The 17297-nt window shown below is 70.6% G+C and carries 14 protein-coding genes; 9 read left to right on the top strand and 5 right to left on the bottom strand.

The window, feature by feature from the left end:
* Nucleotides 1-234 precede the first annotated feature (234 nt).
* From H613_RS30040 to H613_RS0111410, 9 genes are all read left to right on the top strand, one after another.
* Complete coding sequence (locus H613_RS30040) at nt 235-684, top strand: excalibur calcium-binding domain-containing protein (RefSeq protein ID WP_084546553.1); 450 nt, start codon at nt 235-237, stop codon at nt 682-684.
* Between the two features lie 186 nt (nt 685-870).
* Nucleotides 871-2697, top strand: coding sequence for an ABC transporter substrate-binding protein (locus H613_RS0111445; RefSeq protein WP_026923899.1), 1827 nt, complete (start codon nt 871-873; stop codon nt 2695-2697).
* A 1-nt stretch (nt 2698) separates the two neighbouring features.
* Nucleotides 2699-3775, top strand: a complete 1077-nt coding sequence (locus tag H613_RS26050) for an ABC transporter permease subunit (RefSeq protein ID WP_084546552.1) — start codon at nt 2699-2701, stop codon at nt 3773-3775.
* Complete coding sequence (locus tag H613_RS0111435) at nt 3772-4686, top strand: ABC transporter permease (RefSeq protein WP_026923898.1); 915 nt, start codon at nt 3772-3774, stop codon at nt 4684-4686. The genes H613_RS26050 and H613_RS0111435 overlap by 4 nt, the downstream gene beginning before the upstream one ends.
* A complete protein-coding gene (locus H613_RS26045; RefSeq protein ID WP_051393258.1) occupies nt 4683-5687 on the top strand; it encodes an ABC transporter ATP-binding protein in 1005 nt (334 codons plus the stop codon). Before H613_RS0111435 ends, H613_RS26045 begins: the two co-directional genes overlap by 4 nt.
* Nucleotides 5684-6670, top strand: coding sequence for an ABC transporter ATP-binding protein (locus H613_RS26040; RefSeq protein ID WP_035737735.1), 987 nt, complete (start codon nt 5684-5686; stop codon nt 6668-6670). The genes H613_RS26045 and H613_RS26040 overlap by 4 nt, the downstream gene beginning before the upstream one ends.
* A 21-nt stretch (nt 6671-6691) precedes the next feature.
* Nucleotides 6692-8026 (top strand): M20/M25/M40 family metallo-hydrolase, encoded by a 1335-nt coding sequence (locus tag H613_RS0111420; protein ID WP_026923897.1) that lies wholly within the window; start codon nt 6692-6694, stop codon nt 8024-8026.
* Nucleotides 8027-8043: 17 nt separating this feature from the next.
* Nucleotides 8044-10029, top strand: coding sequence for a S9 family peptidase (locus H613_RS0111415; RefSeq protein WP_026923896.1), 1986 nt, complete (start codon nt 8044-8046; stop codon nt 10027-10029).
* Nucleotides 10026-10955, top strand: a complete 930-nt coding sequence (locus H613_RS0111410) for a S66 peptidase family protein (protein WP_026923895.1) — start codon at nt 10026-10028, stop codon at nt 10953-10955. Before H613_RS0111415 ends, H613_RS0111410 begins: the two co-directional genes overlap by 4 nt.
* 6 nt (nt 10956-10961) lie before the next feature.
* Here H613_RS0111410 and H613_RS0111405 read toward each other — a convergent pair whose 3' ends face one another.
* The 5 genes from H613_RS0111405 to H613_RS0111385 all read right to left on the bottom strand — a co-directional run bounded on the left by H613_RS0111405 (nt 10962) and on the right by H613_RS0111385 (nt 17002).
* On the bottom strand, nt 10962-11702 hold the full coding sequence (locus H613_RS0111405; protein WP_026923894.1) for a class I SAM-dependent methyltransferase: 741 nt from the start codon (nt 11700-11702) through the stop codon (nt 10962-10964).
* A gap of 24 nt (nt 11703-11726) precedes the next feature.
* Nucleotides 11727-12731, bottom strand: coding sequence for an SDR family oxidoreductase (locus H613_RS0111400; RefSeq protein WP_026923893.1), 1005 nt, complete (start codon nt 12729-12731; stop codon nt 11727-11729).
* Between the two features lie 75 nt (nt 12732-12806).
* The gene (locus tag H613_RS29225) at nt 12807-13769 is read right to left on the bottom strand and encodes a DUF4232 domain-containing protein (RefSeq protein WP_051393257.1); all 963 of its coding nucleotides are present in this window, start codon (nt 13767-13769) and stop codon (nt 12807-12809) included.
* A gap of 157 nt (nt 13770-13926) precedes the next feature.
* A complete protein-coding gene (locus H613_RS0111390) occupies nt 13927-15933 on the bottom strand; it encodes a cellulase family glycosylhydrolase (protein WP_281171189.1) in 2007 nt (668 codons plus the stop codon).
* Between the two features lie 379 nt (nt 15934-16312).
* Nucleotides 16313-17002, bottom strand: coding sequence for a glycoside hydrolase family 11 protein (locus tag H613_RS0111385; protein WP_026923891.1), 690 nt, complete (start codon nt 17000-17002; stop codon nt 16313-16315).
* Between the last annotated feature and the right edge of the window lie 295 nt (nt 17003-17297).

Here is a 17297-nt window from a genome sequence, read left to right as displayed (position 1 = left end):
AGTGTACTGACAGATCTTCCCGAAGCTGATAGCTTGCATTGATCACGTCTCTCATCCTCAATGGAATTCCATTCTTTTCGTTGCCGTATCGTGCTCGGAATCCATTGAGAGCACGACTATCAGAAAGCTCCTGCCATCATGAGCAACGCCGACTCCCCTTCCCCTCATGACACGTATCCCATACCGATGCGACCTTCCCCGGATTCCGGGAAACGGTGGTACACGCGATGGTGGATGATCGTCATCTACAGCGTGTTCGGCACGCTTCTGGCGTTCTGCATCTTCGGCATCATTCTCGACGCCTCCGGTTATGAGCCTGAGGGCTCGGAGACGGAATCGCCCTCACCGGCGGACGAGGCGACCGAGACGGCATCCCCGTCGGCCGAGGCCACCACGCCGAGCGCTGAGCCGACGACCGCCGAACCCACGCCCGCTGCATCCGAAGCGGCCGACCCGGAACCTGAGCCGGAGCCCGAACCGGAGCCAGAACCCGAGCCCGAGCCCACAACGGCCTCCGACGACGAGGGAGGCGATGGGGGCGAGGACGACGACAGCGGGTCCTCCGTCTACTACGAGAACTGCGACGCCGTCCGCGCCGCCGGCGCCGCACCCATCCACGTCGGCGATCCCGGCTACGGCAACCACCTCGACCGCGACGGTGACGGCGTCGGCTGCGAACCGTGACACTCACCGGAGACCGCAGCAGCGATGCACCGAGCTATTCGCATAGGTGACCGCAAGCGTCGCCATGGTTGAAAACTTTCTCCGTAACATTGACAAGAGAAGAATATTTCCGTCATCCTGTTCCGTACCGAAGCCCGACGACCGGAGACCGATCCGTTCGGATCCGAATGCGAGGTACTGCCCCTCATGAGAACCAGACCGATGACGCGGCGGCTCATGGCCGCCGGAGGCGTGCTGGCGCTGTCCGCCGGCATCCTCACCGCGACGTCGACGCAGGCCGCCGCGCAGGACGAGGACGACGTCGACCGGCTGCTGGTCGCCACCGACCAGGAGGTCGACACCTTCAACCCCTTCAAGTCCCGCTACGTCATCACCTACAACACCAACATGATGACGTACGACACTCTCATCAGGACCGGTGCCGACGACTACCAGCCCGTGCCCGGCCTGGCCACCGAATGGGAGGAGAGCGATGACGGCCTGACGTGGACCTTCACCGTCCGCGAGGGCGTCACCTGGTCCGACGGCGAGCCCCTGACCGCCGAGGACGTGGCCTACACCTACGACCTGCTCATCAGCAACCCCGCCATCCACGACTGGAACATCGACTTCGCTGGCAACCTCGTCAGCGCCGAGGCCCCCGACGAGACCACCTTCGTGCTGACGCTCAAGGAGGCCGCCCCCGCCGAGATCCTCAACGCGGGGGTCTTCATCGTCCCCAAGCACGTCTGGGAGACCTACCCCGATCCCTCGGCCGACGACGCCAACGACCAGCTGCCCCTGGTCGGCTCCGGCCCCTTCCAGGTCAGCGAGTACCGCACCGACGAGTTCGTCCGCCTGAGCGCCAACAAGGACTACTGGGACGGCGCGCCCGCCTTCGACGAGGTCGTCTACGACTACTACAGCGAGGGCGACGCCGCCGTCGCCGCCCTGGAGGCCGGCGAGGTCGACATCGTCAACGGCCTCAACCCCGCCCAGGCCGAGGCCCTCGGGGAGCAGGACCACATCACGGTCAACAACGCCCAGGGCCGCCGGTTCGTCTCGCTGATCCTCAACCACGGCGCCCAGACCGCCGACCGCGAGCTGTACGGCGACGGCCACCCGGCCCTGCGCGACCCGGTGGTGCGCCAGGCGCTGCACACCGCGATCGACAAGCAGGAGCTGGTCGACAAGGTCCTGGCGGGCAACGGCGACCCGGCCGTGTCGATCATCCCGGCGATCTTCGAGCAGTGGCACTGGGACGGCGGCGACGAGCTCGTCCAGTTCAGCCTCGACGAGGCCAACCGGATGCTCGACGAGGCCGGATACGAGCGCGGCGAGGACGGCGTCCGCACCATGCCCGGCGGCGGCGAGCGGCTCAGCTTCCGCTTCTACTACCACGCCGACAACACCGACTACGCCAACGTCGTCGAGTACGTCACCGAGTGGTGGAGCGAGATCGGCATCGAGACCGTGCCCGAGCCGATCGAGCAGGGCTCGCTGAACGACCTGGTCTACCTCGGCGAGTACGACATCGCCTTCTCCGGCTGGGGCGTGGGCCCCAACCCGACCGAGATGCTGGCCATGCACACCTGCGCGGTGCTGCCGACCACCACCGACGGCTCGGAGCGCTCGCACGAGAACTTCTACTGCAACGAGGAGTACGACGCCCTCCACGCGCAGCAGATGGTCGAGCCCGACCCCGACGCCCGCGCCGAGCTGGTCAAGGAGCAGCAGCGGATCCTCTACGAGGACGCGCCGGTCATCTGGCTCTACTACCAGAACGTCCTGGAGGCCTACAACCACGACAAGGTGACGGACCTGCGGACGCAACCCGCCGAGGGCGGCATGATCACCGGCCAGCAGGGCTTCGCGTGGGCCTACCTCTCGGCCACCCCGGTCGAGGGAAGCGGCGACGAGGGCGGCGTCTCCACCGGCGTGCTCATCGGCGCGGGCGCGGTCGTCGTGGTCCTGATAGCGGGCGGGGTCCTCCTCTTCATGCGGCGCAGGAGCACCGCCGACGAGCGAGAGTGAGATGACCGCCCATCGACCCTCCGCGGACGGGAGCCCCGATCGGGACCCGTCCGCGGAACAGGCACCGGCAGCGGGGACCCGAACCGCGCCTACCGGCCGCGTCACCACGGGTTTCGGCCGCTACCTGCTCAAACACGTCAGCGGTGCTGCCGTGTCCCTGCTGCTGGTGCTGTTCTCCTCGTTCTTCATCTTCCGGCTCATCGCCGGGGACCCGATCGACCAGCTCACCCGCGAGCGCCCGGTCACCCCCGAGCAGCGGGAGGCGATGCGCGCCGAGCTGGGCCTGGACCAGCCGATGTGGAACCAGTTCCTGGACTACATCACCGGCACGCTGACCGGCGACCTGGGCACCTCGCTCCAGTTCCGCCGCCCGATCTCCGAACTGGTCCTCGAACGGCTCCCGGCCACGCTGCTGCTGGCGGGCACCGGCGTCGTCCTCGCCGTGCTGCTCGGCTTCTGGATCGGCACCCGGGCTGGCTGGAAGCAGGGCAGCCGGTTCGACCGCGCGCACGTGACGACCGGGCTCCTGCTGTACTCGGCGCCGACGTTCTGGCTCGGCATGATCGCCATCCTGGTCTTCGCCCGCTACCTGGGGCTGTTCCCGGTCAACGGGATGCGTTCGCCGAGCACGCCGGACGAGTTCCTGCCGCAGGCGCTCGACATCGGACACCACCTGGTGCTGCCGGTGCTCACCTACACGGCCGTGGTGTACGCGGGCTACCTGATGGTCATGCGCTCCTCGATCCTCGACGAGGTCGGCGCCGACTACCTCACCACCGCCCGCGCCAAGGGCCTGCGGGACGACGCGGTGCGCCGCAGGCACGCCGTGCCGAACGCGCTGCTGCCGACGATCACGCTGGTGTTCCTGGCGATCGGCGGCATCGTCAACGGCGCGATCGTCACCGAGACGGTCTTCAGCTGGCCGGGCCTGGGGAGCCTGTTCGTCTCCTCGATCTTCTACCCCGACCGGCCGATGCTCCAGGCCCTGTTCGTCCTGTTCTCCAGTTCGACGATCGTCGCGGTGCTGGGCGCGGAGATCCTGTACTGGTTCATCGACCCGAGGATCCGCAAGTCATGAGCACTCAGGCGCAATCGCTCTCACCGCGCGCGGTGACCTGGGCCAGGCGCAGGCGCGCGATGGCGCGCGCGTGGCGCGACTACCGGACGCAGCGCAGCGGCATGGTCGGCCTGGTGCTCCTGGGCCTCATCGTCGTCCTGGCCGTGGCCGCGCCGCTCCTGATCGACGCCTCGGCGCTCAGCGTCACGCAGGCCACCGGCGGGCGCATGGAGCCGCCGAGCGCCGAGTTCTGGCTCGGCACCGACGAGACGGGCCGCTCGGTCCTGGCGCTCACGCTGTGGGGCACGAGGCTCTCGCTGGTCATCGGTCTGACCGCGACGGTCGCGGCGATCCTCGTCGGCACGCTCGTGGGAATCACCAGCGGCCACGTCGGCGGCTGGTACGGGTGGATCGCGCTGCGCGTCTCGGACTGGTTCATGGTGCTGCCGAGCCTGGTGGTGGCGATCGCGCTGCTGGCCGTGCTGGGGCGCAGCGTCGCCACCACGGTCACCGTCATCGCGATCGTGTCCTGGTCGGGCACGGCGCGCCTGGTGCGCGCGCAGACGCTGACGGTGCAGGCCAGGCCCTACCTGGAACGGGCCCGGGCGCTCGGCGCCGGGCACTGGCACCAGATGACGCGCCACATACTGCCGAACGTGCTGCCGCTGGTGCTGGCGAGCGCGACGCTGCTGGTGCCCTCGGCGATCCTCATGGAATCCTCGCTGGCGTGGCTCGGCCTGGGCGACCCGAACGTGGTCTCGTGGGGCTCGATCCTCAACCGGGCGTCCAACAACGGCGCGGTCTCGGCGCACGCCTGGTGGTACCTGCTGCCGCCGGGTCTGGCGATCCTCGTGGTCGTGGCCGCGTTCATGATGTGCGGCAGGGCGCTGGAGGCCGTGTTCAATCCCCGTCTGCGAGGTGAGGCGCCGTGACGCTGCTGGAGATCCGCGACCTCGACGTCACCTACCGCACCTCCCGCGGCGCGGTCCCGGCCGTGCGGGGCGTGGACTTGGCGCTGGAGGCGGGGCAGACGCTCGGCATCGCGGGCGAGTCGGGCTGCGGGAAGTCCACGCTGGCGATGGCGATCCTGCGGCTGCTGCCGCCGAGCGCGACCGTCACCGGCGAGATCCTGCTCGACGGGGAGGACGTGCTCACGATGGGCTGGGGGCGGCTGCGCGCCGTCCGGTGGGTCGGGGCCTCGATCGTCTTCCAGGGGGCGATGCACTCGCTCAACGCGGTGCAGCGGATCGGCCCGCAGATCGCCGAGCCGATCCTGGTGCACGAGGACGTCACCAGGGCCGAGGCCGCCCGCAGGGCCGCCGAGCTGCTCGAACTGGTCGGCCTGCCGCCCTCGCGGGCGCGGAACTACCCGCACGAGCTCTCCGGCGGGCAGCGCCAGCGGGTCATGATCGCCATGGCGCTGGCCTGCGACCCGGAGCTGATCGTCGCCGACGAGGCCACCACCGCGCTCGACGTCATGGTGCAGGCCCAGGTGCTGGAGCTCATCACGGGCCTCGTCGCGGAGCGCGGCGTCGGGCTGGTGATGATCAGCCACGACCTGTCGGTGCTGTCGGCGACGTGCGACCGGGCCGCGGTCATGTACGCCGGGCGCGTCGTCGAGCTCGGCCCCGCGGGCGAGCTGTTCGCGAACGCCCGCCACCCGTACTCGGCGGCGCTGGGGGCGGCGTTCCCGGTCATCGGCGACGCGGCGTCCCGCAAGCGGCCGGGCGGGCTGGCCGGGGATCCGCCGGACCCGGCGGATCTGCCGCCGGGCTGCTCGTTCCGGCCGCGCTGCGCAGTCGCGGTCGCCGAGTGCGCGGCGTCCGAGCCGCGGCTGCTGGCGCTGCCGGACACCGGCACCAGGCACAGCGCCTGCTTCGTGGCCCAGGCCGGCGGCCCGATCGCCTCGACGGAGAAGGAGGGACCGCAGTGACATCACCGCTGTTGTCCGCAAGGGACCTCGGCGTGGACTTCGGCCTGCCGGGCGGGGGGACGGCCAGCGCGGTCGACGGCGTCAACCTCGACGTGGCGCCCGGCGAGATCGTCGCGCTGGCGGGCGAGTCGGGCTGCGGGAAGACGACGCTGGCGCGCACGCTGCTGGGGCTGGAGCGGGCGACGCGGGGATCGGTCTCGTTCGGCGGCGAGCCGCTGCGCTACTCCACGAAGGCGCTGAAGGCCTACCGGCGCAGCGTCCAGCTGATCCTCCAGGACCCGACGGGGGCCCTGAACCCGCGCCACACGATCTACGACGCGGTGGCCGAGGGGCTGCGCATCCACGGCATCCACGACGACGAGGCCGGGCGGGTCGCGGGCGCGCTCTCGCGGGCCGGGCTGCGGCCCGCCGAGAAGTTCTTCCTGTCCTACCCGCACGAGCTCTCCGGCGGCCAGCGCCAGCGCGCGGTGATCGCGGGCGCGCTGGTCCTGGACCCGAGCATCATCATCGCCGACGAGCCGGTGGCGAGCCTGGACGCGTCGGTGCGCGGCGAGATCCTCGCGCTGCTGCTGCGCCTGCGCGACGAGATGGACCTGGGCGCGCTGGTGATCACCCACGACCTGGGACTGGCCTGGAGCATCGCCGACCGGATCGCGATCATGTACCTCGGGCGGATCGTCGAGCAGGGCCCGGTCGAGCAGGTGCTGACCGACCCGCGGCACCCGTACACGCGGGCGCTGGTGTCGGTCCTGCCGGACTCGCCGCTGCCGGAGCCGATCGTCCTGTCCGGAGAGCTGCCGGACGCGGCGCGGATCCCCGGCGGCTGCCGGTTCCGGCCGCGCTGCCAGGAGTTCGCCTCGGGGCGGGCCTCGGCGGTCGCGGGCCGGTGCGAGAGTGAGGACCTCGCGGTGCTGCCCGCCGACGCGTCGCGGCACGACTCGGCGTGCCACCTGCATCCGATCGAGCGGCGGGCGGCGGCGTGAAGGGCCGTCCGAAGGAGGAGCATGACTGAGCTTGGGCCGGCCATTGACGAGCGGGCGCTGGAGGAGGCCGTGCGGTTCACCTCCGAGCTGATCCGCATCGACACCACGAACCGGGGCGGCGGCGACGGCCGCGAGCGGGAGGCCGCCGAGTACGCCGCCGAGCGCCTCGCCGAGGCGGGCGCCGAGCCGGTGATCCTCGAGAAGGCGCCGGGGCGCTCGAACGTGGTCGCCAGGATCGCCGGGACCGACCCGTCCGCCGACGCGCTGCTGGTGCACGGCCACCTCGACGTCGTGCCCGCCGAGGCCGACGACTGGTCGGTCGACCCGTTCTCCGGAGCGATCCGCGACGGGATCGTGTGGGGCCGCGGCGCGCTCGACATGAAGGGCATGGACGCGATGGTCCTGGCCGCGGTGCGGTCCTGGGCCAGGGCCGGGGTGCGGCCGAGGCGGGACGTCGTCGTGGCGTTCACCGCCGACGAGGAGGCCAGCGCCGAGTACGGCGCGGGGTTCCTCGCCGAGCGGCACGGGGCGCTGTTCGAGGGCTGCACCGAGGGCATCAGCGAGTCGGGCGGGTTCACCTTCCACGGCGGCGACGGCCTGCGGATCTACCCGGTCGGGGCGGGCGAGCGCGGCACCGCGTGGCTGCGGCTGACCGCCCGCGGCACGGCCGGGCACGGCTCGAAGGCCCACCCGCACAACGCGGTCGTGATCCTCGCCGAGGCCATTGCGCGCATCGGGCGGCACCGCTGGCCGGTGCGGCCGGTGCCGACGGTGCGCGCCGCGCTGACCGAGCTGGCGGCGGTGTACGGCGTCGACGTGGACCTGGACGCCGAGGAGTTCGACGCCGACGACCTGCTGGCGAAGCTCGGCCCGGCCGCGCAGCTGGTCGAGTCGACGCTGCGCAACAGCGCCAACCCGACCGTGTTCGAGGCCGGCTACAAGGTCAACGTCGTCCCGGGGCACGCCGCCGCGCAGGTGGACGGCCGGATGCTGCCCGGCTGGGAGGACGAGTTCGTCGCGACGATGGACGAGCTGACCGGTCCCGAAGTGGACTGGGAGTTCCAGCACCGCACCGTGCCGCTCGGCGCGCCGGTGGACTCGCCGACGTTCGCGGCGATGCGCTCGGCGATCGAACGGTTCGACCCCGAGGCGCGCGTCGTCCCGTACTGCATGTCGGGCGGGACCGACGCCAAGCAGTTCTCGCGGCTGGGCATCGTCGGCTACGGATTCTCGCCGCTGCGCTTGCCCGCCGAGTTCGGCTACGGCAAGCTGGCGCACGGGGTGGACGAACGGGTGCCCGCCGACGGCCTGCGCTTCGGGGTGCGAGTGCTCGACGACTTCCTGCGCGCGGCGTAGGCGAAAGGACGCAGAACATGGCCATCGCTCCTTACGGGACTTGGGAGTCCCCGATCAGCGCCGAACTCGTCGCGGCGGACGACGGCCGCCCGGCCTTCCTCGGGGCGGTCGGCGAGGAGGTGTGGTGGACCGAGCCGCGCCCGGCCGAGGGCGGGCGGCGGGCCCTGGTGCGCCGCCGCGCCGACGGGTCCACCGCGACAGCGCTGCCCCAACCGTGGAACGCGCGCAATCGCGTCCACGAGTACGGCGGGACGCCATGGGTCGGGCTCATGGCCGAAGACGGCCCGCTGATCGTGTTCTCGCACTTCGGCGACCAGCGGCTCTACCGGTTCGAGCCGGACGGGGACGCCGAGCCGCGGCCGTTGACGCCGGTCCCGCGGCTCCCGGCCGGGCTGCGGTGGTGCGACATGGCCGTGGCCCCGGGCGGGCGCGAGGTGTGGGCGGTGCTGGAGGAGTTCACCGGCGAGCGGCCGACCGACGTGCGCCGGGTGATCGCCGCCGTGCCGCTGGACGGCTCGGCCGCCGACGACCGCTCGGCGGTGCGCGAGCTGACCAGTGATTCCTACCGGTTCACCACCGGGCCGCGGATCAGCGATGACGGGACGCGGGCGGCGTGGATCGCGTGGAACCACCCGGACATGCCGTGGGACGCGACGGAACTGCGCGTCGCCGACCTCACCGCCGAGGGGGCGCTCGCGAACGCGCGGACCGTCGCCGGAGGCGGCGGGGAGTCCATCCCGCAGGTCGAATGGGCCCCCGACGGCTCGCTCGTGGCCGCGAGCGACCGCACCGGCTGGTGGAACCTGCACCGCATCGACCCTGTCTCGGGCGAGGCGACGGAGCTGTACCCGGCCGAGCAGGAGTTCTCGGGGCCGATGTGGACCATCGGCTCGAAGTGGTTCGCGGTCCTCGCCAACGGCCGGATCGCCTGCATCCGCGGCAAGGGCGAGGGCCGGCTCGGCGTCCTCGACCCCGACATCGGCGCGATGGCCGACGCGCCCGGCCCCTGGACCGAGTGGGCCCCGGCGCTCGTCGCGCACGGCGAGCGGGTCGTGGGACTGGCCGCCAGTCCGACGCGCGACTACGAGGTCGTCTCCTGGGACACCGCCACCGGCGCGGCCGAGGTGATCGGGGGCGCTCACGCCGACCGCGTCGATCCGGCCTACTACCCCGTGCCCGAGCACCGGACCTTCGCCGGGCCGGGCGGGCGCGACGTCCACGCGCACGTCTACCGGCCGCTGAGCCCCGGATACGAAGCGCCCGAAGGCGAGGCGCCGCCGTTCGCCGTGTGGGTCCACGGCGGTCCGACCGGGAGCGTGCGTTCCGTCCTCGATCTGGAGATCGCCTACTTCACCTCGCGGGGCATCGGCGTGGTGGAGGTGAACTACGGCGGCTCGACCGGTTACGGGCGCGAGTACCGCGACCGGCTGCGGGAGCAGTGGGGCGTCGTGGACGTCGAGGACTGCGCGGCCGTGGCGAGGGCGCTCGCCGACGAGGGCACGGCCGACCGGTCGCGCCTGGCGGTCAGGGGCGGCAGCGCGGGCGGCTGGACGTCGGCGGCGTCGCTGACCTCGCCTGCGGCCGAAGGGCTCTACGCCTGCGCGACGATCATGTACCCGATCCTCGACCTCGCCGGGTGGCTCGGCATCGGGACGCACGACTTCGAGTCGCAGTACCTGACGTCCCTGGTCGGCCCGTACGAGGAGGTGCCGGAGCGCTATCGCGAGCGCTCGCCGGTCAACCACCCCGAGCGGATCTCGGCGCCGTTCATCCTGCTGCAGGGCCTGGAGGACGCGATCTGCCCGCCGGAGAACTGCGAGCTGCTGCTGGAGCGCATCGCGGGCCGGGGCGTGCCGCACGCCTATCTGGCCTATGAGGGCGAGCAGCACGGCTTCCGCAGGGCGTCCACCATCGTCAGCGCGCTCCTCGCCGAGCACGCGCTGTACGCGGAGGTGTTCGGCTTCGCGGCGCCGGAGGGCGCGGACTTGGAGCTGCGGCCGTGATCGAGGCGCTGCGCAGGCCGCGGCGGCTCAGGGCGGGCGACCGGGTCGCGGTCGTCTCCCCCAGCAGCGCGGCTCCCGAGGACCGGATGGCGGCGGGCCTGGCGATCCTGCGGGAGTGGGGCCTCGACCCGGTGGTCATGCCGTACGTCAACGGCTTGCATCCGCGCCTGGCGTATCTGCCCGGGAGCGACGAAGCGCGCGCCGCCGATCTCCAACAGGCTTGGAGCGACCCGGGTTTCGCGGCGGTCGTCTCGACCAGGGGCGGTTACGGGGCCCAGCGGATGCTCGACTTCGTCGACTGGGAGGCGCTGCGAGGGGCCGAGCCGAAGGTCTACATAGGGTTCAGCGACGCGACGGCCCTGCACGAGGCGCTCGCGGTCAACCTCGGCGTGGCAACACTTCATGGGCCGATGCCGACGTGGTCGGCGTTCATCGACGACACGGCGACCAGGGAGCATCTGCGGCGGACGCTGTTCGAGCCCGAGGCGGTGCGGAAGCTGGCGCCGCCGACCGCTCGCGCGCTCGTGTCGGGCCGGGCCGAGGGGGTCACCTTCGGCGGCTGCCTCAGCCTGCTCGCCTCCAGCGTCGGCACCGGCGAGGACCGCCCGGACGGCGCGGGCGGCATCCTGCTGCTGGAGGACACCGCGGAGGAGGACTACCGGCTCGACCGCTACCTGACGCAGCTGCGCCGATCGGGTCTGCTGGACGGCGTCGCGGGCATCGCCTTGGGCTCGTGGATCGACTGCGGCCCCGAGGACGAGGTCCGTGCCGTGGTCATGGACCGCTTGGGCGACCTGGGCGTCCCGATCCTCGAAGGCGTCGGCTTCGGCCATTGCACGCCGTCGTGGACGGTGCCGCTGGGCGTCCCGGCGACGCTCGACGCCGACGCCGGGACGCTGACGTTCGCGGTTCCGGCGCTGCGTTAGCCGCGCCTATCGCGTGGCGTCGAGTTCCGCGGTGGCCATCCATGGACCGGTCCACCAGGTACGCCAGCCGAGTGGAGTGGGGCCGGTCGTGGTCAAGCCGAGCCGCCGGAGCTCGGCGGCGTATTCGCCGGTGCGCTGGATGTCGGCGATGAGGATCCGGCCGCTCGGTGCGAGCACGCGCACGGCCTCCTCGATCGCCGCTCGGCGCCCCTCGGCCGTGGGGACGTTGTGGATCGACAGGCTGGCCGTCACCAGGGCGAAGGTCCCATCGGGGTAAGGCAGGCGCGTCATGTCGCCGGTGTCGAGCGCTACCCGCGCATCGACCGCGTTCAGTGCGGTGTTGCGCTCGGTGGCGTCACGCGAGTTGCCGGATTGGTCGCCGGTTCGCCATAGGTCGATGCCGGTCACGGTCGCATCGGGAAACCTGGAGGCGACCATGATCGCGACCGCGCCACGCCCGCAGCCCAGATCGAGGACCCGCGCGTGAGGAGCCAGAGAGATACGCCGCAGCAGGCGGTCCCAGATGACGAACTTCCCGCGCAGCGAGGCATGCCAGTACAAGGCCGCGCCGGTGAGGCAGAAGACCGTGGCCGCGACGAAGTACCAGGCCAGCGCGGCCGACCACCATCCCGCGCGCCACAGGCCGAATCCGATGGCCCCGCCGGCCGACACCGCGGCGATCCCGATCCACAACCACGGCACCCACGGGGCGTCCACGCCGTAGTTCCCGCGCGGCTTCACCGACATCGCGACTCCTTTCTCCTTCTCGGCTCAGAGCGGCCGGGGGCCGAACGCCTCGATGAGGCGGTCCTGGAGCTCGTCGACGCCGGGGTCGACGGCCCGCTGCTCGGGGTGAGCGTCGTACCAGTCGACGACCTCGCGGATGCCGAGCTTGAACGGCGTCGTGGACTGGCCGAAGGCCGGCACGAGGCGCTTGAGCTTCGAGTTGTCGAAGATCATCGTGTGCGCCTTGTCCCCCAGCAGGCCCGGCCCCCACTCGGGGATCGCGGCGGCGATCGTCTCGGTGGCGATGTGCACGAGCTTGGGATCGGCGACGCCCGCGGCGGCCGCGGCGTCCTCGAAGATCCGGTTCCACGACGGGGCCTCATCGCCGGTGATGTGGAACGGCTCGCCGATGGCGGCCTCCTTGCCGAGCAGGCCGACCAGGCCGACGGCGAAGTCGCGGCTGTGCGTGATGGTCCACAGCGAGGTGCCGTCGCCGTGGACGACGACGGGCTTGCCCGCCCGCATCCGCTCGATGACGTTCCACTTGGCCTCGAAGGGCAGGAGCGTCTCGTCGTAGGTGTGGGAGGGCCGCACGATCGTCATCGGGAAGTCGTCCTGGCGGTAGGCCTTGACCAGGAGTTCTTCGCAGGCGATCTTGTCGCGCGAGTACTGCCATTCGGGGTTCTTCAGCGGCGTGGACTCCACGACCGGCATGCGGGTCGGCGGGGTCTGGTAGGCCGAGGCCGAACTGATGAAGACGTACTGGCCGCAGCGGCCGCCGAACACGTCGATATCGCGCCGCACCTGGTCGGGCACGAAGTTGACCCAGTTGACGACGGCATCGTAATAGGTGTCGCCGATCGCCTCGCGCATCGAGTCGGGGTCGTTCGAGTCGGCGGTGAGCCTGGTGATGCCGTCGGGCAGGCGGCGGAGCTTGCTCGTGCCGCGGTTGAGCACGGTGACGTCCATGCCCTGGCGCACCGCCTCGTGCACGCACGAGGTGCTGATGATGCCGCTGCCGCCGATGAACAAGACTTTGAGGTTCGACATGTCCGCTCCTTCTGCTAGCCCGGCGGCCAGCTTACCCGCACGAGGTGAGCGCCGTTCCTGTCGCGGCCCGGCGCCTCAGCGCCAGGCGGTGACCTCCAGGTAGCGGGTGGTGCCGAGGTCGATCGTGGCTTCGGGTTCGACGACGACGGTCGGCGCGCCTTCGGCATAGGTCATGACGAGCCGGGTCGCGTTGACGACGTCGGCGGGGTCGGACGACTCGACCTTGTTGCGCCACAGCATGCCCGCGCTGATCGAGTCGCCGGGCTCGACCGTGAGCGGGGTGGGGCCGGGGTCGGTGATCCGGTCGGAGCCCTGGTGGACCTCGACGTCGAGCAGTGCGCCGTCGCCGGGCACGCCGACGACCGGGTAGCCGTTGACCTCGATCGCCTTCTCGCCGCAGTTGACCAGTTCGATCCCGGCGGTCCGCAGGCCCATGGCCGCGCTGCCCTGCGAGACGGTGATCCGGAAGCCCGTCTCGGGGCATTCGCCGGTCTCGACCGGCCCAGGCTCGGGGGTCTCGGTCTCGACCGGTTCGGGCGGCGCGTCCTCGGCGGGGTTCTGCCAGGCGCCGAGGTCGAGCACCTGGTCGACGTAGAGCTCGAAGCTCGGCTCGACGGCGACCTCGTACCCCTGGTACTCGGGCAGCGCGTTGATGAGCAGCCGGTCGACCGTGAGGGTGTCCTCGTCGGTGCTTTCGGGGACGGTGTCCCACGCGAGCGGCGCGATGAGCGCCCCGCCGGGATCGACCGTGACCGACTCGGGTTCGTTGCCGTCGCGGCTGATGGTGATGTTCCCGCCGAAGACGCCGACATTGGGGTAGCTGTCGAGCACGTGCGGCACGTCGTCGCAGTTGACCAGCCCGATGGCGAGGAAGCGCTTCCCGGCCGCCTCGCCGGTCGGCGTCACCGACACCTGCAACCCCGATTCGGGGCAGCCTTCGTCCGCCGCCGAGTCCGCGGCGGCCTGCCCCGCACCGCAGCCGGACAGCAGCAGGGCGGCGGCGAGGAGCGGGGCGGCGAGTCGGGGGAGTCGCATCATGCGGAGCACTTTCGCGAAGAGGGCGAGGGGGACTGACCAGATGGGACGAACCTTACCCGAATCCTCCGGCGGCCGCTCGCCTCGGCGTCGAGCGTCATGCGGCAAGGGGCCGGTCGCTCCTGGTGAAGCGACCGGCCCCCTGCCGAACGTCCCCGCGTCAGCCGGTCGAACCGGTGACGGAGGTGCCGGACTTGGTGATGGTGTAGGTGAGAGTCTCGCCGCTCCAGAAGTGGAACGTGAGGGTCACCTGCTTGCCGTCGGTGACCTCGGCGAAGAACTCCGGGGTCAGCGTGATCGTGCCGGCGTCGTAATCCGGCTCGAAGGTGTGGCTGAACTCCTTGTAGGGGGTCCAGTTCTGCGGGCCGGCGTTGCCGCTGCCGTCGGCGTACACGGCCTCCATGGTGGCGAGCTGGTCGCCGCGGAACCGCGTCGGGATCGCGAAGCCGCTCGTCGTCCCGGAGGCGGCCTGCACCGTCGGGGCGTCGTAGCTGACCACGCTGATCCGCCACGGGGCGCCGTCCGAGAAGTCGGCGTACAGGTCGGCCCTGACGCCGTACTCGCCGGAGCCGACCAGATCGGTGATCGTGGCGGCCTTGATGGTGAGCTGGTCGCCCGAGACCGTGTAGTCGGTGCCCTCGGTCAGTTCGGTGTCGCCGTTGCGCAGCCCCTCGAAGGTGTTGCCGTTCGGGTCGAGCGTGAGCGTCGCGTCGGCGACGGCGCCGGCGGCTTCGACGAACACCTGGTCCGAGGAGGCGGTGCTCGAACGCGTCGTGCGGTTGGCCTCGAGCATCGCGAACAGCTCGGGGTCGTGCCACTCGAACGCGGTCCGGTCGAAGTGCTGGCCGTTGTCCCAGATCTGGAGGGTGAGGTTCTTCTGCCGGGCGTAGTAGCCGACGAACTCGAAGAACTTCAGCATCTCGCCCTGCTCGATGGTGCCGGTGTGCTGGTCGAAGCCGAGCAGGCCGAACTCGCCGATGATGACCGGGATGCCGGCTGCGACGAACTCGTTGTGGACGCGGTCGAAGTTGTCGATGATGTCCTGGCGGACCTCGTCGTTGAACGTGGTGTATCCGGCGATGTTCACGCTGAACGGCCAGAAGCCGTAGTAGTGCACGGTCGCGGCCAGATTGGGGTCGTCGAGCGCGGTGATCGTGTCGGTCAGCGCGTCGAGGTGGGTCTGCCCGGCGTTGGTGAACAGCGTCGGCAGCACCAGGACGCGGGTGGCGTTGTTGCCGCCCGAGTCGCGCACGATCTGGTGGAACGAGGTGTTGAGCTCGTCCAGCAGGCCGTGGGCGGTGGCGTCGTCGACGTTGTTGAACTGCGGCTCGTTGAGGCTCTCGAACAGGAGTTTCGGCGAGGCGTCTGTGAAGCGGTCGGCCACGTCGGTCCAGATCGAGTTGAAGCGGGCGACCACCTGGTCGTGGTTGGACTGCATGTCCGCGGCCCAGATCCACGAGTCGTGGTGGATGTTGATGAGCACGTACAGGTCTTCGGCGAGCGCCCAATTGACCACCTCCTCGACGCGGTCGAGGTATGCCGGGTCGATGGTGTAGTCGGGCGCCGAGCCCTGGTGGTTGTCCCAGGTGATCGGGATCCGGATGCTGTTGTAGCCCTGGGCGGCCACGTTGTGGATGAGCGACTGGGTGATGCGCGGGTTGCCCCACGCGGTCTCGTCGGCGCCGACCGAGTCGAGCGAGTTGCCGAGGTTCCAGCCGGGCTGCATCGCCTCGACGGTCGCCATGGCGTCGGTGTCGCCGGTCGGCGGCGGCGTGGTCGTCGTCGGGTCGGTCGGCTGCTCGACGCCTCCGGTGCACAGGACGCCGTTGAGGGTGAAGTCGGTCGGTTCGGCGTTGCCGCCCGACCAGGATCCGTTGAAGCCGAAGCCGACCGAGGCGTCGCTCGCGATCGAGGCGTTGTAACCGGCGTCGGTGGCGGTGGTCTGCCCGCCCGAGGCGGTGACCGTGGCGTTCCACGCCTGGGTGACCTGCTGCCCCGACGGGAAGGTCCACGACAGCTCCCAGCCGTCGATGGCGTCGCCGAGGTTGGTCACGTTCACGTTCGCGGTGAAGCCGCCGGGCCACTGGTTCTGGACCGTGTAGTCAACCTCGCACCCTTCGGCCGCCTGGGCGGCCATCGGCAGTGCGACCCCGAGTCCGACGAACACGGCGGCAATGGACGACACGGCCAATACGACCCGTCTTCGGGTCCATCGCATCGCGTCTCGCATGAGACTCCTCCATATCTGTAGACGATGTCCGAGAGGTGAATCCACACAGGACTTATCGACACCTCTCGATACCAGACTAAGTTGGAAGACCCAACTTTGTCAAATGCACTCGCGTCACACGCGTCGAACGGCGTTGCCGGATCGATGCGAGCGCCGCAAGATGCCCGTCGAATGGAGACGTCTCGGCGGACGGCATGGCGGCCCGGATTGCGGTCGGCAACCCGGGCCGCGCCTCCTACCTTCCGCCCGTGAAGGACGCCGGGCGGTCCGGCGGGCAGGGGCCCAGCGCCCGGAGGGCCCCCGCCCGCTTTCGCGGTCAGCTCACCGTGATGTCGGAGCTGCCGCTGCTCTGGTAGCCCTCGGTGGCCATGATCATGTAGTAGCTGAAGGAGCCGAGGTTCAGCCCGGCGCGGGCCCACGCGTCGAAGTGGGTGCCGGTGTTGATGGTGCCGCTGCTCCGGGCGCTCTGCCGGACGCTCCAGTACTGCGGGAAGGTCTTGTTGTCGCCTTCCACCGACGGGGCGTTGTACCGCATGGACTTGACGATGTCGTACGTGCCGCCGTCGGCGCTGACCGTGCCGAGCGTCTGGCCGCCGCTGCTGGGGTTGTACGGGCCGTGGGACTCGACGATGTAGTACTCCACCAGCGGGTTGGAAGTCCAGCCGTAGAGCGCCAGGTAGCCGTTGCTGCCGTGGTTGACCCAGCCGCTGTAGTTCACGCTCCGGCGCCCGCCGTTGCTCCAGCCCTTGCCGCAGACGAAGTTGTTCGTCCCGTTCCACTGGGTGCTGTAGTTCCCGCCGGAGCCGAGGGTCATGGAGACCGTCCCCTGGGTGTCGGTCCAGAACGAGTAGTAGTAGCCGTTGTGGGTGCCCGTCTGGTTGGTGGTGATGGTCTGCTGGGCGTGGGCGGTGCCGCTCGCCAGCAGCGCCGACGAGCCCAGCGCGAGGGCGCCGGCGCCGCCGAGCAGGATGCCTCGGCGGCTGATCGCGGGTTTGTCCTTGGACATGCTTCCTCCTTTGTGGGGGCCGGTGGTGGACCGGCCCGCGTGGCGGGGCCCGACGGCGGCCGAGGCGCGCCTGCGCGGCGCGGTGAGGGTGTCGGCCGGTCGCCCTGAGGTCGATGACCGGCATGCCGGGCCGCTCGGGCGACCAGCATCGAAATCTATCGATGCCTGTCGATGAGGCCAGTATGTCCGGGTTTTATGGTCTTGTCAATAAATACCGGTAATTCACCGAAAAATATATCTGAGAGCCGAACTTCCTAAAGAAGCGTTTTATCTGCATATGTCCATGCGGGACATG

It is taken from the genome of Glycomyces arizonensis DSM 44726 (assembly GCF_000482705.1).
GTDB lineage: Bacteria > Actinomycetota > Actinomycetes > Mycobacteriales > Micromonosporaceae > Glycomyces > Glycomyces arizonensis.
Note: the sequence above shows the minus strand (reverse complement) of the source record. Positions and strands in the feature narration are given on the sequence as shown.

What these genes read in the sequence shown, in the direction of transcription:
- H613_RS30040 (WP_084546553.1), top strand. Translation starts at nt 235, where the DNA reads ATGATCGTCATCTACAGCGTGTTCGGCACGCTTCTGGCGTTCTGCATC.
- H613_RS0111445 (WP_026923899.1), top strand. Translation starts at nt 871, where the DNA reads ATGAGAACCAGACCGATGACGCGGCGGCTCATGGCCGCCGGAGGCGTG.
- H613_RS26050 (WP_084546552.1), top strand. Translation starts at nt 2,699, where the DNA reads ATGACCGCCCATCGACCCTCCGCGGACGGGAGCCCCGATCGGGACCCG.
- H613_RS0111435 (WP_026923898.1), top strand. Translation starts at nt 3,772, where the DNA reads ATGAGCACTCAGGCGCAATCGCTCTCACCGCGCGCGGTGACCTGGGCC.
- H613_RS0111420 (WP_026923897.1), top strand. Translation starts at nt 6,692, where the DNA reads ATGACTGAGCTTGGGCCGGCCATTGACGAGCGGGCGCTGGAGGAGGCC.
- H613_RS0111415 (WP_026923896.1), top strand. Translation starts at nt 8,044, where the DNA reads ATGGCCATCGCTCCTTACGGGACTTGGGAGTCCCCGATCAGCGCCGAA.
- H613_RS0111405 (WP_026923894.1), bottom strand. Translation starts at nt 11,702, where the DNA reads ATGTCGGTGAAGCCGCGCGGGAACTACGGCGTGGACGCCCCGTGGGTG.
- H613_RS0111400 (WP_026923893.1), bottom strand. Translation starts at nt 12,731, where the DNA reads ATGTCGAACCTCAAAGTCTTGTTCATCGGCGGCAGCGGCATCATCAGC.
- H613_RS29225 (WP_051393257.1), bottom strand. Translation starts at nt 13,769, where the DNA reads ATGATGCGACTCCCCCGACTCGCCGCCCCGCTCCTCGCCGCCGCCCTG.
- H613_RS0111385 (WP_026923891.1), bottom strand. Translation starts at nt 17,002, where the DNA reads ATGTCCAAGGACAAACCCGCGATCAGCCGCCGAGGCATCCTGCTCGGC.